The following is a 12,463-nucleotide window of genomic DNA, read 5'->3' on the forward strand; positions in this document are numbered from 1 at the left end:
ATCCTCCCTGACTGTTACACTGTACGAATCCCAATCCAGGAATCAATCGTATATACTTGCCCGGCAATGCTGGCATGCAGGGCAGCCCCGAGGCCGGCGCCGGCCGGAATGTCCGCGATTAGGTCCCCTTTGCTGACCCTGGCCCCCACCTCGACCACCGGCTGCGCCGGCGCCCCGATATGCTGCGACAATAAGAGTTTTACCTGGGTGGCCGTTACCGGTTGCGGGCTGAGAGGCGCTTGGACATCATACTGGGCCAGCCCCAGACGGTACAGCAGCCGTTTGGTGGGGATCCGCCGGTTTTCCCGCCCCCGGTGCGGGCTCTGCGGTTGCAGGGCATTGGGATTTTTAATGCCGGCTTTGCCAAACTGCTGTTTAAGCTCAGCGTTAACCCGCCGGGGCGACAAGCCCATCGTACAGCCATAGGTCTCACAGGCCCCGCATTCCGAGCAGAGAAAAGCTTTGGTCAGCACCTCGGTCTCATTCATCTGACCGCTGCCGATGGCCTGCATAATCCGGTGGGGCTCCAGCCTGTGGCCCAGCAGATAGCGGGGGCACACATCCGTGCAGGCCCGGCAGTTGCAGCACACGGCTTTGGCCCTGTTGGCAATCACAGGCCAGGGTGTTCTTTTCTGGATCACCAGGGAGTGGGCGGCAGGCAATAAAATGATGCCGCCGGTGGTTTTGGTAACAACGGCGTCGGCGGCAACGAGCCTGCCCATCATCGGTCCGCCGTCAATGATCGCAAAGTCCCTTTCCACCGCGCCGCCGGCCAGCTGAATCACCTCGGCCATGGCCATCCCGACCGGCACTCTTACTGTAAGCGGCTGCCTAACCGCGCCTGTAACCGTAACATATTTCTCGGTCACAGGCCGTCCTTCTAAAGCCCGGGCCACATTAACCAGGGTTTCCACATTGGCGACAATAACCCCAACCTGCAGGGGGATCCCGCCCTCCGGCACAATCCGGCCGGTAACTTCATACACCAGCACCTGCTCATCACCGGCCGGATACATATCAGGCACAAAAAACAATTCAATGTTCGCGGCCTTCATCTGCTGCAGCCTGGCCTTAAGTTCAGCGGTTGCCGCCTCATACTTGCGCTTCAGCCCGATATAGCCGCGCCTGGCGCCAGTGGCCACCATTACGGTTTGCAGCCCTAAAATAAGCTGCGTGCTTTCACTGGCCATAATATTCTGGTGGGCCCTGAGCAGCGGCTCGCACTCGGCGCCATTGACAATAATGCTATCGGCGGCGGCGTTAATTTTTACATGGGTTGGAAATCCGGCGCCGCCGGCGCCGACGACCCCGGCTGCCCTGACGGCAGCGACAATTTTGTCACGCATGACCGCACCCGCCTCCCGCTAGCTGACCGCTCATATGATTGACAGGGCATCGACGAGGACGCAGCGGCGCTGGCGGGTAAAGCTGCGGGCCGACGTCAGCCCCTCGCCGGTAGGTCCGGCAATGGTAAAGGTGGTAAAGCCCTCGCCGCCGACGCCAATACCGGCATAGGACGGGGCATTTTTTACAAAGATGGTGGTTTCCACCGCTTTGGCAAACCGGGTCAGATTATCCACGCTCTGAGAATGCATAACCGCAGTATGGCGGTTGCCATGCTCAACACTGACGGCCAGCTGGATCGCTTCCTCCACATTTCGCACCCGGATCACCGGCAGTACCGGCATCATCAGCTCCTCCAGGACAAAGGGATGATCGGCTGACGTTTCGCACAGGATGACCCGGATATCATCAGGCACGTCGATCCCGATTTGCTTGACAATATACTTGGCATCCTTACCGACAAATTTCTTATTGACGGCATAGGTCTTTTTTGGCCTGTCGGTGCAGCCGCCGGCCGCCAGCTCTTCCTTCTCTGTTAAAATCACCCGCTCCAGCCGTTCGATATCCTGGCCGGAGAGTAAATAACCGCCGTATTTTTGCATGAAGGTAATCAGCCGGTCAGCGACGCTGCTGACCACAATCGCTTCTTTTTCGGCAATACAGGGCAGATTGTTGTCAAAGGAGCAGCCGGCAATAATATCCCTGGCCGCCCGCTCAATATTGGCGCTTTCGTCGACAACCACCGGCGGATTGCCGGCCCCGGCGCCAATCGCTTTTTTGCCGGAGGACATGACGGCTTTTACCACCGCCGGGCCGCCGGTTGCGACCAGCATGCTAATCTGGGGATGCCGCATCATGGCATTGGTGGCCTCCAGCGACGGTTCTGCCACTGCTGTTAGCAGATTGGCCGGGCCGCCGGCTTTGCTGACTGCCTCATTTAACAGTGTAATGGTGGTCAGTGATGTGTTTTTGGCCGTTGGATGAGGGCTGAACACAACAGAGTTGCCGGCGGCAATCATACCAATGGCATTGGAGATAACAGTCTCCGACGGATTGGTCGTGGGGGTTATCGCCCCGATCACGCCAAAGGGCCCCATCTCAATCAGGGTAAGTCCGGTGTCGCCGCTCCAGGCCTCGGTGCGCAAATCCTCCGTCCCCGGCGTGTTGCGGGCCGCCAGTTGATTCTTTAACACCTTGTCGGCTACCCGGCCCATGCCTGATTCTTTTACGGCCATCTCCGCCAGCTGGGCGGCACTGCCATAGGCAGCCTCCCGCATGGCGCCGATCAGTGCTTCCCGCCTTTCAACGGTTAGTCTCCGCAACTGCTTTTGGGCGGCATAAGCGGCAGCCACGGCCTCGTCAATTGTGGCAAAAATCCCGCTGCCGCCTGAGTCCGGCCGGCCTTGCTGCTGCATTCGGGCCATCACTTCGGCCGTTATCCGGGCAATGAGATGCTGGTCAATAGTCATTGGTTTTCCTCCTTTATATAGCTGACAAACCGGCCTGAGCCACCAGTATGTCCTGGTCTACAGACCCGCCGCTTACCCCGATGCCGCCCAGCAAACGCCCCTGTTCGTAGATTGGCAGACCGCCGCCGAATATCACCAGCCGGCCATTGCCGGCCGTATTGAGGCCGTACAGCGGCTGGCCGGGAGCAGCCACAACCGCCGCCTGGGCTGTCGGCATTTGCAGGGCTACGGCGGTATAGGCCTTATCGGCGGCGAGGGCGATACTGGCCAGCAGCGCCTGATCCATCCGTTCCTGGGCGACCATATTGCCGCCGCTGTCAACGACGGCAATAACCATCGGCACCCCCATTGCCTGCGCCTTGGCCTCAGCCGCCGCCAGGGCGCGTTTCGCCTTGGCCAGCAGTGACTCTGACGCTGGCGGCGCCGCGGCTGCCGTTGCCCCGGCCAGCGCTGTCTGCACCTGCCTGGCGGCCTTTGCCACCAGTTCTTCCTGCTCCTTGCATCTTGCCAGTACAAATAATAAATCCGATAAGCGGTTTAAATACAGCAGCACCGACTCCGGCACCGTTTCCTGCCGCCGCAGTGCGACAACACACCGTTCGGCGCGGCGGACGATAGTCCTGGCCAAATCCAGGGCCGCGCTGGCCGCGGTAGCCCCGGGGGTTATAAAATACGGCTGGGGAATACGGCGCTCCTCTAAGCTGTCAATGATGGACTCCAGCCGTGACACATGGCCGGGCGTGATCCGGTAGTTGTGGCCGGGTTCCGGTTCTCTTGTGGCTAAGTCGGCGTTCAACCCAATCAATTCGGCCTGAAGGGTGTGGATAATTGCCCTTGCCCACTCCCTGGCAGTCAGCGCTTTCGCCAGGCCCATGGCCGCATTGGCCTCATCCACAGTGCCATAGGCCTGCACCCTGCTGTTGTCTTTATCCACCCGTTCTTTACTCAACAGGCTGGTTTGGCCTTGATCGCCGGTTTTTGTATACACCTTCATGTGTCCAGCTCCTCAAGCAAATCCTTATTTATCTCCATACTGTCAATAATCCCGATGATAGCGGCATCCACGGCGGCAGCGGGGTTGCCGGTAACATGCCGGGCGGCGCTGCCGGTCACGACCAGCACCGTTTCCCCGGTGCCGGAACCGACGGCATCAATGGCAACAACCGGCTGACCGGCACCGCGGTGCAGGCGGAGAGGCTGCACAATTAACAGTTTACTGCCTGTCAGGCTCTCGTCCTTGGGTGTAGCCACTAAGGTCCCAATTACCTTACCTACCCACATTGCCATCGTCCTCCTGCGTCCAAATCTTTTCCCTTTTTCACTTCACAATAAGGTCCACATGCAATGCCCGGGCGATATCGCGGGCCAGGGGCGTAACAATAGTTCCCCGGGCAATCTCCAGGGTTTTGGTGCCGGCAGCCGCAGCGTCTTTAACCATATCAGCATGCAAAATCCGCTTGCCGGCCGGCGGGTCCGCTGCGCCTGGTTTTATATCTATAGCCCTGGCCAGCGCCGCTTGCGCTGCCCCGGCCATTTTTTCTACCGGTGTGAGCTTGATCCCATAGGCGGCAATTTGTTTCAGGTTGGACGCCAGGGCGGCCCGCAGTGCCGGCAAGGCCCTGGCCATATTGTTTTGGACACGCCGGATATCGTCAGGGTCGGCGGCGTTTACGGCCGCAATCACCGGTTTTCCCAGCTGCAGGGCCTGCAGGATCAGGGTCAGCGCCATTGAGTCCGCCAGGGTATGCGCCAGCTTAGCCGCAGAATTCTGGGTCAGAACCGGAATCAGCAGGACATCGGCGGCCTGCAGCGCCTGGCCCGGATAGGGAGAGGTGCTGGTAACAAGGGGAACCGCAGCGCCCAGCACCTGCAGGATACGGCCGGTGTCCAGAACCTGTTCGGCCGCTGCGGACAGAACAACAGTCAGGCCCGTGTCCTGGCTTTGCAGCTGTTGCAGCTGTTGCAAACCGGTCTCGAACCCGATCGTGCCGCCGGTGAAAACAGCCAGCGCCCGGTAGCGCGGCCCTGCCGGCGGCTCGCCGCTCATCGCGCTTAACTGGCGCAATACCTCGGCTGTAACGGTCGCCACAAGTTTTTCATAGTCCACCCTAGTTCCCCCCATTTGTCACAGACTGACGATGTCACCTGTTTTCAGCTCTGTTGCGTTGGCTTCATCGGTATCGATGTGAAACTCCAGTCTGAAGTCGGGATGGACCCGTACGAGGACATTATCAAAAGTTCCGCCCCGCAAGCCGGGTAATTTCACGCTGACCCGCTGGCCGTCCGTAACCCGCAGCCGCTGTGCGTCCTCGGCCTGCATATGAATATGGCGGGCGGCGCAGATTACGCCCTGCTTGAGGGTAACGGCCCCCAGCGGTCCGACAATAACGACACTGGCTGAGCCCTCAAGCCGGCCCGAATCCCGCACCGGCGGGGCAATACCGAGGGTAAAGCCGTCAGTACGGGCTACTTCAATCTGGGTAACATTCCGCACCGGCCCCAGAATGCGAACCTTGGGGATAATCCCCTTCGGGCCCACCAGCGTAACCGTTTCTTTTGCCGCAAACTCCCCCACCTGTTTCAGGTCCTTCTCTTTGGTAAGGCTATAGCCCGAACCAAATAAGGCTGCCAAATGGTCAGCGGCGATATGGATATGGCGGTTAGAGACACCGACCGGAATACCGGGCGCCGCCCCCATTTCGGCCAGGATTCTGGCCACAACCTGCTCAATTATTTTTTGTTCCACCCGTACACCTCCCCCCTGCAGCACCAATCAGGCTCCATTTTTAAGAACCCATGGCCGGCAAAATCTTTTCCACATCTGTATGGGGGCGCGGGATAACGTGTACTGAAATCAGCTCGCCCACCCGCTGCGCCGCCGCCGCCCCGCTGTCGGTCGCCGCCTTGACCGCGCCGACATCACCGCGCACAAAAACAGAGACTAAGCCGGACCCAATTTTCTCATAGCCGATTAGCTCCACATTGGCGGCTTTTACCATGGCATCGGCGGCTTCAATCGCCCCGACTAAACCCTTGGTCTCTACCATTCCTAACGCCTCACCGCGCATAGCTTCAATCCTCCCTCTGGTTCTTTTTGTAATGAATACAGGTTGTTTTGGCATCTCCCTTGCGCCGGGAACAAGCCGGGTCACCGCATAGGTTGCACACCTCATCCGGCTGCGCCGCCTCTGTATCGCCGCCGACTGCTGCTGCCGGGTCGGGACCGTTTTTTTCCGCAGCGCCCTGGCCTGGGGCCAGCGCCGCCGGCCTGCCGACCCTGCTCTTTTTTTCCTGCCGCCCTTCCCGGGCCGCCCCGACAGTCTCTTTGGTGGTGATCAGCCCCTGCAAACCATGCCCGGGCCGCGGGATAACATGTGAGGCAAAAACAGTGCCGATTTTGGACGCCGCCGCCGTGCCGGCATCAATCGCCGCTTTGACAGCCCCCACATCCCCTGCTATCTTTATCACAACCATACCGCCGCCTTTGGTTAATTCGTAGCCAATCAAGGAGACATTAGCCGCTTTCATTGCCGCATCGGCCGCTTCGAGGCCGGCAGCCAAACCTACTACTTCTATCAGACCCAAGGCGTTTACCATCTGCTTACCTCCCTCTGCTCCCGACCATTTTCCTGCAATATTTTGGCAACCAGCGCCTGAATGTGAGCAACCAGCTGCGCCTCGGTACATTCCATTTCCCAGCTTCGCTCCCGCCTGCCTTTAAAGGGCAGGCCCTTAACCAGGCGGGCGGCGTTGTAGCCGAACTGCCGCCACAATTCCGGACGGCCCGTATCGCCGGCCGTAAACAGGGGTTCATTCGCCGCCAGCTTATGATAATGAATGCAGACTCCGGTCGGGCTGATCCCTAAGCCGGTCCCCAGCCCCGAGGCGGACGCCCCCTGCCAGGCCAGCTTCACCGCATCGCTGCTGTCGCCTGCAAGCCGTGTATAAGGCACCCCTTCTTCTTCCATGCCGGCCTGCACTTCCCGGATTTTTTGCTCGCAGCCGCTATAGTCGGCCACACAAATAACAATACTGGGTTTTATCATCATGTTATTGTTCAGCACGGTCACGCCCCAATTCCGCGGTAGGACAGCACCAGGCCTGTGGCTACGGCATTGCGTGAGCCTTCAGTCCCGCGGATATTCCCGCGCCCGCAGACAACACCATATTGAGCCAGGGCATCGGTAACCATATCGCCTACCTCGAAATCCATCGCCGATCCGCCAACCAGCACGACGAATTCCACATGCCGGATATTTCCGGCCGGGGCAATACGGGCCAGCGACCGGAGCGCATTGGCAACAAAGACCCTTTTTTTGGCCTCCCGCCGGATATGGCGGATTTTGTCCAGCGAATGCTCAAACGGAATCGGCACCATCCCCTCTTCTTTCAGGATTATTACCCTGGCAAAGACATGGGGCGGCAAATGGGCATCATAGAATTTGACCGTGCCGTCCTCCAGTCTGATGTGGTATAAGCTCTCCACCTTGGCCAGCGGATATTTTTTAATGTCCTCGGCCAAGTCGAAATCATTCAGCCCCAGCTCCGAATTAATCAGCATTGTCACCATATCGCCCGCTCCGCCCAGATGAATGGAGGTGACCAGGCCGTCGCCGGTAATCATCGCCGCATCGGTGGAACCGCCGCCCATATCTAAAATTGCCAGCGGCTTGTCTGTCCCCGGCGTGGTTAAGGCGCCATGGATGGCCATATTGGCCTCCACCCCGGCAATCAGCACCCGGATGCCAAACTGTTCGGTCAGCTGATTGGCAATCTGCTGCATCGGCAGCCGGCTGGTTTTGACCATGGCCGCCAGCGCCACCGCGTTTTCCAGAGCAAATTCGCCGGCCAGACCGCCCTGTACTTTCTGGGGGACAAAGGTATCGACCGCAAGAATGTCCTGGATTTTCATCTCGCCGACCGGCTGGCTGGTCAAACCGGCCATTACCTGGCGAACCCGTTCCAGCATGCCGTTGACATTGGTTCCCGGCTCGCCCTGCACGTCTGTCAAGGGCTGTACCCGTTCCACCGCCTCCATAATGGCCTGCGCGCCCAGCTCAACATCAATATCGGCTTTGCCCTGACTGCCCGCCAGGGTGATAAAACCGGCCGGAATGGAGCGGGCTTTTACATCCCCCGCCGGCGTCCGTACGACCACCGCCGAACGGTTGCCGATCAGGGCCCGGGCAATCGGCACCACCAGCTTCGTATCGTCTGCGGTCAGGGAGAACACGGTGGCGATGCCATAGGGATTGCTTAAAGTCTGAATGGTTTTGCCGGCTTCGGCGACCTCTACCGCCGCCAGCATGCCTACCGGCACCTTTTCCAGCAGGGTGACCTCATCAATCACCGGTATTTTCTTGTGCAGCCTGTTGACAATCAGGACGGCGTCATCCTGTCTGGCTATGGCCGCCTGCACGTCCACCCCCCGGCCGGCTGCTGCGTTAATCTGCCGGGCCGCGTCCTCAAAATCAATCCCGCCGGGTATCAGGCAGATAATCCTGTCACCGGCAGCCAGTTGCCCAAGGTCCTCGAATAGAACAGTTATCCCGATCCCCAGGCCGATCCCGCCCGGTGTGGAAGGGTTATGGCCGATCATGGTCGATTCGGTAATAATCGTTTCCGTAATCGTTTCCATGGCGACATCGCCAATAACAGGTGTCGCCTCATTCAGCCTGATTTCATCAAGGTGGTTGAAATCCAGCCCCGCCTGCCCGAGCGCCGCCTGCAAGGCCGTGACAATGCCGGGAACATTGGCTAACGTCCCTTTGATGCCTGTTGTTTTGGTCATGGCGCTCGCCAGATAGCGTACCGGCTGTCCCTGTTCAAAACTGGCCAGGCAAATCTCGGTTGTGGAATTGCCAATATCAATGCCTGCGATTACCGGCATGTACGCTCACCCTACTCTGCCCGGAGCCGGCTGCGGCGCTCATATACCTCGGCGGCCTCTCTTACAAAAGCGGCATTAATTTTCGCGTTGTATTGGGCTTCCAGCTCATCGGCGATGGCTAACAGCTCCCGTTTGGTAGAGCGGTAAGGCCGCAGGGCATTATATATCTCCAGGACGCGGGCATCGGGAATGGCCACCAGTTCGGCCGCCCGGCGCAGGTTGGCGGCAAACTGATAGCGGCCGACCCCGTCGGCAATCTCGGCCTGCAGCCGCAGGGTTTCCGGCGTAATCCGCACATCCTCGGCTTTAATGCTGCCATTGAGCACATTCTCCAGCGTAATATCCGTTATTTTTTTGCCGGTCGGGGTCTGCAACAGTTCCGGCCGTTTACCGGCTAGAGGGTAATCCAGTTCAGGATTCAGGCCTGCAGCCGATCCCTGGAACTGCTGGGGGGCCGGCGCCTGATACAGGCCGGGAGCGGGCGCTCCTCCTGGACCCTGCCCCATTGATTTTAAGACTTCACGCACTATATCTTCCAATACCTTATTATCAGCCATATTGGCCCACCTCCGCCTTATTTAAAACTGGACTTCCAGTTCCACCGGCTTAGCCCCGGGGACTACATGCTCGGTTTCTTTAATATGGAGCACCGCAGCCTTGGCCTGATACTTAGGCCTTGCCATCTGGTCGTTCCGGGTTGGCACCGGTGTCGGCGAATCGCCTTTGCCGTATTTGGCGGCATTGCGGCCAATCTGCCGGTAGGCTTCCAGGTCAAGCAGCGGCGACTGCGGGAACAGCTCCAGATTGCTGAGCGGCGGCAGATCTCGTTGATGAATGATCGTGGTGCCCCGGGACTGAATGCCGATGGCCACGCCGGAACCGCTGAGTTTAGCCGCATCATGGGCAACAAAGGCCACGTCCGAGGTCCGCAAAACCCTTACAATTCTGGCCTGCACCCCCTCTTCCTCAATGCCGGCGATGATTTCCCGCAGCACCTCGCTGTGAGGGATATTGACAATGGTTTTGTTTTGATATTTACCAAAGGCCGGCGCCAGGGCAATGATAATCTCATCCGCCCTGCCGCCGGCGCGGGCCTCCCCTTTTTCCACAAGGGTCATAGCCCGCCCGCCGCTGCTTTTGGGGGTGTTCCGTGCTGTCTGGCCGGCAACCGCAGGGCTCATGCCCTGCAAGACCTGCTGCACGATTTCGCGGATCATTTGCTCATTAACTTGCATTACCATTCACCTCGTTTTTTGATCATACGTCAAAGTCAGACGGCTTGATTGCCTGGCGGATGTTTTTAATCTCGGCCCAGCGCTCCTTGCTCAGGCGATAGCCGGTTCCGGGCCCGCGATAATCATTTTTGTTATTTACGGCGCTGATTACATTCATTTTGCTGTCAAGAATCGCGGCAGTATGTAAATAATCGCCGGCTACCCGCTGCTTCAGCGTGACGAGGGCACTTTCCGCCACATCGCCAAAGCCGTTCTTCGCCAGTGCTTTAACAATGTCAAGCCCGGTGATCCCCCGCTTCATCATCTCTTCGGCCGCTTTCAGGTCCTCAACCACATTGCGCTTGACAATCTCCTTAGTACCGTGGGCATAGGTCACCGCCTCCACCTCGTCATCGGTTATGACCGGCAAACCCAGGTCCCGGAAAACGGCCTGCAGGGCTTTGGCCGCTTTATTGCGCACAGCGATTACCTGTTCCTCGGACACAGGCCGCAGGCCGCCGTCCACCATCAGGTCCCGCTGCACGATATTCCAGTCGTCATAATCGTCGACATCCCAGTTGGAGCCGGCAAACATATTGTCATAATTGGGGCTGGCGCTATAGCCTGAGCAGATAAAGTCGGTGCCGGGCAGCATCTGCATCAACGTGCGGGCCGTACGGCGGATATCGGAATGAGTAAAGGTCTGGTCATTGCTGGAGGCTACCTCCAGGTCCAGCATGGCCGCGCACAGGTTTTCCCCCAGCACGGCCCGGATGCCGGAAGGGACAGCCGCCGGTACGCCGATACAGCTTACCGAACCGTTCTGCAGGCCCTGAACACCGGCGCCGCGGGTCAGCATAATGCAGCGGATCTCCAGGTACAGCATCGATTTGCCTTCGGCATAGCCCATCTGCACTTCCGACCCGGTGCCGGAGGTAAACCGCATCTTCAGCCCGCGGGAGGCATACGCCGAAGCCAGAAAGGCCTTGGACCAGGGGGTATCGTCGCCATCGACAAATACATTTTCCGTCCCGTATACGGAGATTGTCTCCGCATAGGCGGTAATGCCCCGCATGCCCAGCAGCAATTCGGTCGCCTCCTCCAGGGCGCACTGGATCAGCACGCCGCCCCGGCCGGTCTGAGCGCCGACCTGCAGGGCCAGCGCATTAAAGGGGGCATACCGGACAACCGCTACGGTTGTTTCCATTTCGTCAAAACCGCGCAGTGCGGCTTCGGCCGCATCGGCGGCGATTAATACCGGGTTGTCCTGGGTATTGGTTACATGGCATTGGTTGGAGGGGGTTTTGCGGGCCCGCATTTTTTGCATAGCCATCATCATTTCCACCACATTCATGGTGTTGAGCACCGCCAGAATTTTAGCGGCAGTCAGGCCCCGGGCAATTTTGACAACATCTTCCCGGGATACATTAATATCAACAAGCATCTGGGCGATTTTCGCATCGTCCAGCGCCATTGCCTTTTCGGCTATTGCCGTGTCAATGGCATAATCGGCAATAAACTGATCGATAAAGTCAAAGCGGTTGCGGGGCACCCCGTCCATCTCCACCACTTTGCCGTTTTCAATCTTGATACTGGGCTTGGGATCGTTGGGGCTGCTCATGGCTACCAACCCCACTTCCGGCCACTCAACGACAAAACCGTCATTATTTACCGGGCGGGCCGCCAGCATCTCAAAACGTTTTGATCTCTTCACTTTTGTTTTCCCCCTAGTCTATATGTACGGTGTCGCGGATGAGGGCGCCGGTCCGGCCATAGCCTCAAGCACCTTTTTCCCCACTTCTCTGGCGGCAATAACCGACTGCCGGACGGCGCCCGAGTCGCCGGTTACCATCAGAATCACTTCATTGGAAAAGCTGGTGCCGTTGCCGGGGCTGGAATAACCAACCACCTCGACACTGGCCGTTTTTACCGCAACATCAGCCATCAGCACGCCGATTGCCGCCGGGGCGCCCACAATCAGCCCAAAGGCCCGGCCCAGCGGTGCGCCAAAAGCCTTATGTATGGCCAGGCTGGCCCGGGCGGTGTACTGCAGCTCAAGATGGCCGGCGTCATTGGCATACACATCGCCAAAGGTGCGCTCCAGTTCTCCCAAAGCCACCTCAATGGCCCGCCGGGCGTCAGACACCTCCTCGGCGCCGAACAGAATCAGCGAGCCATGGCCGGCGCCGCCTTTCGTGTCCCGGGGCAATTCAATACTGATAATCTCGGTATTCGTGGCTTTGACGGCTTCATCAGCCGCCATAATATGCGGACCGGCCCCGGTCCGGGCGCCAAGGATGCCAATGGACCGGAACTTAGGGTCCAGCTTCATCTTTTCGTGCAACCCCGAATCTACGTTGGCAATGACCAAGCCGACCGTATCGCCGATGGCCGTGCCCACGAATTCCGTAATCCCCGGGCTGACACACACCCGGGGTGTGTCAGCTGCCGGTGCCGCCGTTTTCGGCTCGGTGCTCATACGCTTCTTGATCTCATTCATGACCTGCTCAACCAAATGATCTTCCATCTATTACACCTCCAAAATA

The 12,463-nt window shown here is 58.8% G+C and carries 14 protein-coding genes; all 14 read right to left on the reverse strand.

Going from position 1 to position 12,463, the window contains the following annotated elements; genetic code table 11:
- Positions 1 to 14: 14 nt before the first annotated feature.
- Genes ACZ481_RS22610 through pduB form a run of 14 tightly spaced genes read right to left on the reverse strand, consistent with a single transcriptional unit; the run spans position 15 to position 12,444 of the window.
- Entirely contained in the window at positions 15 to 1,346 is a 1,332-nt protein-coding gene (locus ACZ481_RS22610) for a 4Fe-4S dicluster domain-containing protein (RefSeq protein WP_464767593.1), read from the reverse strand.
- A gap of 30 nt (positions 1,347 to 1,376) precedes the next feature.
- The gene (locus ACZ481_RS22615; protein WP_464767594.1) at positions 1,377 to 2,813 is read right to left on the reverse strand and encodes an aldehyde dehydrogenase family protein; all 1,437 of its coding nucleotides are present in this window, start codon (positions 2,811 to 2,813) and stop codon (positions 1,377 to 1,379) included.
- Positions 2,814 to 2,826: 13 nt separating this feature from the next.
- On the reverse strand, positions 2,827 to 3,807 hold the full coding sequence (locus tag ACZ481_RS22620; RefSeq protein ID WP_464767595.1) for a cob(I)yrinic acid a,c-diamide adenosyltransferase: 981 nt from the start codon (positions 3,805 to 3,807) through the stop codon (positions 2,827 to 2,829).
- Entirely contained in the window at positions 3,804 to 4,094 is a 291-nt protein-coding gene (locus ACZ481_RS22625) for a EutN/CcmL family microcompartment protein (protein ID WP_464767596.1), read from the reverse strand. Before ACZ481_RS22625 ends, ACZ481_RS22620 begins: the two co-directional genes overlap by 4 nt.
- Before the next feature lie 37 nt (positions 4,095 to 4,131).
- Complete coding sequence (locus ACZ481_RS22630) at positions 4,132 to 4,920, reverse strand: flavoprotein (protein WP_464767597.1); 789 nt, start codon at positions 4,918 to 4,920, stop codon at positions 4,132 to 4,134.
- An 18-nt stretch (positions 4,921 to 4,938) separates the two neighbouring features.
- Entirely contained in the window at positions 4,939 to 5,559 is a 621-nt protein-coding gene (locus tag ACZ481_RS22635; protein WP_464767598.1) for a phosphate propanoyltransferase, read from the reverse strand.
- Positions 5,560 to 5,599: 40 nt separating this feature from the next.
- On the reverse strand, positions 5,600 to 5,881 hold the full coding sequence (pduA, locus tag ACZ481_RS22640) for a propanediol utilization microcompartment protein PduA (protein WP_464767599.1): 282 nt from the start codon (positions 5,879 to 5,881) through the stop codon (positions 5,600 to 5,602).
- A gap of 4 nt (positions 5,882 to 5,885) precedes the next feature.
- Positions 5,886 to 6,410 carry a BMC domain-containing protein gene (locus ACZ481_RS22645; RefSeq protein ID WP_464767600.1) on the reverse strand — a complete coding sequence of 175 codons (525 nt, stop codon included), beginning with the start codon at positions 6,408 to 6,410 and terminating at the stop codon, positions 5,886 to 5,888.
- Entirely contained in the window at positions 6,404 to 6,862 is a 459-nt protein-coding gene (locus ACZ481_RS22650) for a glycerol dehydratase reactivase beta/small subunit family protein (RefSeq protein ID WP_464767601.1), read from the reverse strand. The genes ACZ481_RS22645 and ACZ481_RS22650 overlap by 7 nt, the downstream gene beginning before the upstream one ends.
- 17 nt (positions 6,863 to 6,879) lie before the next feature.
- Complete coding sequence (locus ACZ481_RS22655; protein ID WP_464767602.1) at positions 6,880 to 8,703, reverse strand: diol dehydratase reactivase subunit alpha; 1,824 nt, start codon at positions 8,701 to 8,703, stop codon at positions 6,880 to 6,882.
- A gap of 11 nt (positions 8,704 to 8,714) precedes the next feature.
- Complete coding sequence (locus ACZ481_RS22660; RefSeq protein WP_464767603.1) at positions 8,715 to 9,260, reverse strand: diol dehydratase small subunit; 546 nt, start codon at positions 9,258 to 9,260, stop codon at positions 8,715 to 8,717.
- 21 nt (positions 9,261 to 9,281) lie between these two features.
- A complete protein-coding gene (locus tag ACZ481_RS22665) occupies positions 9,282 to 9,938 on the reverse strand; it encodes a propanediol/glycerol family dehydratase medium subunit (RefSeq protein ID WP_464767604.1) in 657 nt (218 codons plus the stop codon).
- Positions 9,939 to 9,960: 22 nt separating this feature from the next.
- Positions 9,961 to 11,631 carry a propanediol/glycerol family dehydratase large subunit gene (locus ACZ481_RS22670; protein ID WP_464767605.1) on the reverse strand — a complete coding sequence of 557 codons (1,671 nt, stop codon included), beginning with the start codon at positions 11,629 to 11,631 and terminating at the stop codon, positions 9,961 to 9,963.
- A gap of 18 nt (positions 11,632 to 11,649) precedes the next feature.
- Positions 11,650 to 12,444, reverse strand: a complete 795-nt coding sequence (gene pduB / locus ACZ481_RS22675) for a propanediol utilization microcompartment protein PduB (RefSeq protein ID WP_464767606.1) — start codon at positions 12,442 to 12,444, stop codon at positions 11,650 to 11,652.
- Between the last annotated feature and the right edge of the window lie 19 nt (positions 12,445 to 12,463).

Source organism: Sporomusa intestinalis (assembly GCF_055383785.1).

Excerpts from the sequence above, each read along its gene's own strand:
- ACZ481_RS22610 (WP_464767593.1), bottom strand. The coding sequence starts at position 1,346 with ATGCGTGACAAAATTGTCGCTGCCGTCAGGGCAGCCGGGGTCGTCGGC.
- ACZ481_RS22615 (WP_464767594.1), bottom strand. The coding sequence starts at position 2,813 with ATGACTATTGACCAGCATCTCATTGCCCGGATAACGGCCGAAGTGATG.
- ACZ481_RS22620 (WP_464767595.1), bottom strand. The coding sequence starts at position 3,807 with ATGAAGGTGTATACAAAAACCGGCGATCAAGGCCAAACCAGCCTGTTG.
- ACZ481_RS22625 (WP_464767596.1), bottom strand. The coding sequence starts at position 4,094 with ATGTGGGTAGGTAAGGTAATTGGGACCTTAGTGGCTACACCCAAGGAC.
- pduA (WP_464767599.1), bottom strand. The coding sequence starts at position 5,881 with ATGCGCGGTGAGGCGTTAGGAATGGTAGAGACCAAGGGTTTAGTCGGG.
- ACZ481_RS22645 (WP_464767600.1), bottom strand. The coding sequence starts at position 6,410 with ATGGTAAACGCCTTGGGTCTGATAGAAGTAGTAGGTTTGGCTGCCGGC.
- ACZ481_RS22650 (WP_464767601.1), bottom strand. The coding sequence starts at position 6,862 with ATGATGATAAAACCCAGTATTGTTATTTGTGTGGCCGACTATAGCGGC.
- ACZ481_RS22655 (WP_464767602.1), bottom strand. The coding sequence starts at position 8,703 with ATGCCGGTAATCGCAGGCATTGATATTGGCAATTCCACAACCGAGATT.
- ACZ481_RS22660 (WP_464767603.1), bottom strand. The coding sequence starts at position 9,260 with ATGGCTGATAATAAGGTATTGGAAGATATAGTGCGTGAAGTCTTAAAA.
- ACZ481_RS22665 (WP_464767604.1), bottom strand. The coding sequence starts at position 9,938 with ATGCAAGTTAATGAGCAAATGATCCGCGAAATCGTGCAGCAGGTCTTG.
- pduB (WP_464767606.1), bottom strand. The coding sequence starts at position 12,444 with ATGGAAGATCATTTGGTTGAGCAGGTCATGAATGAGATCAAGAAGCGT.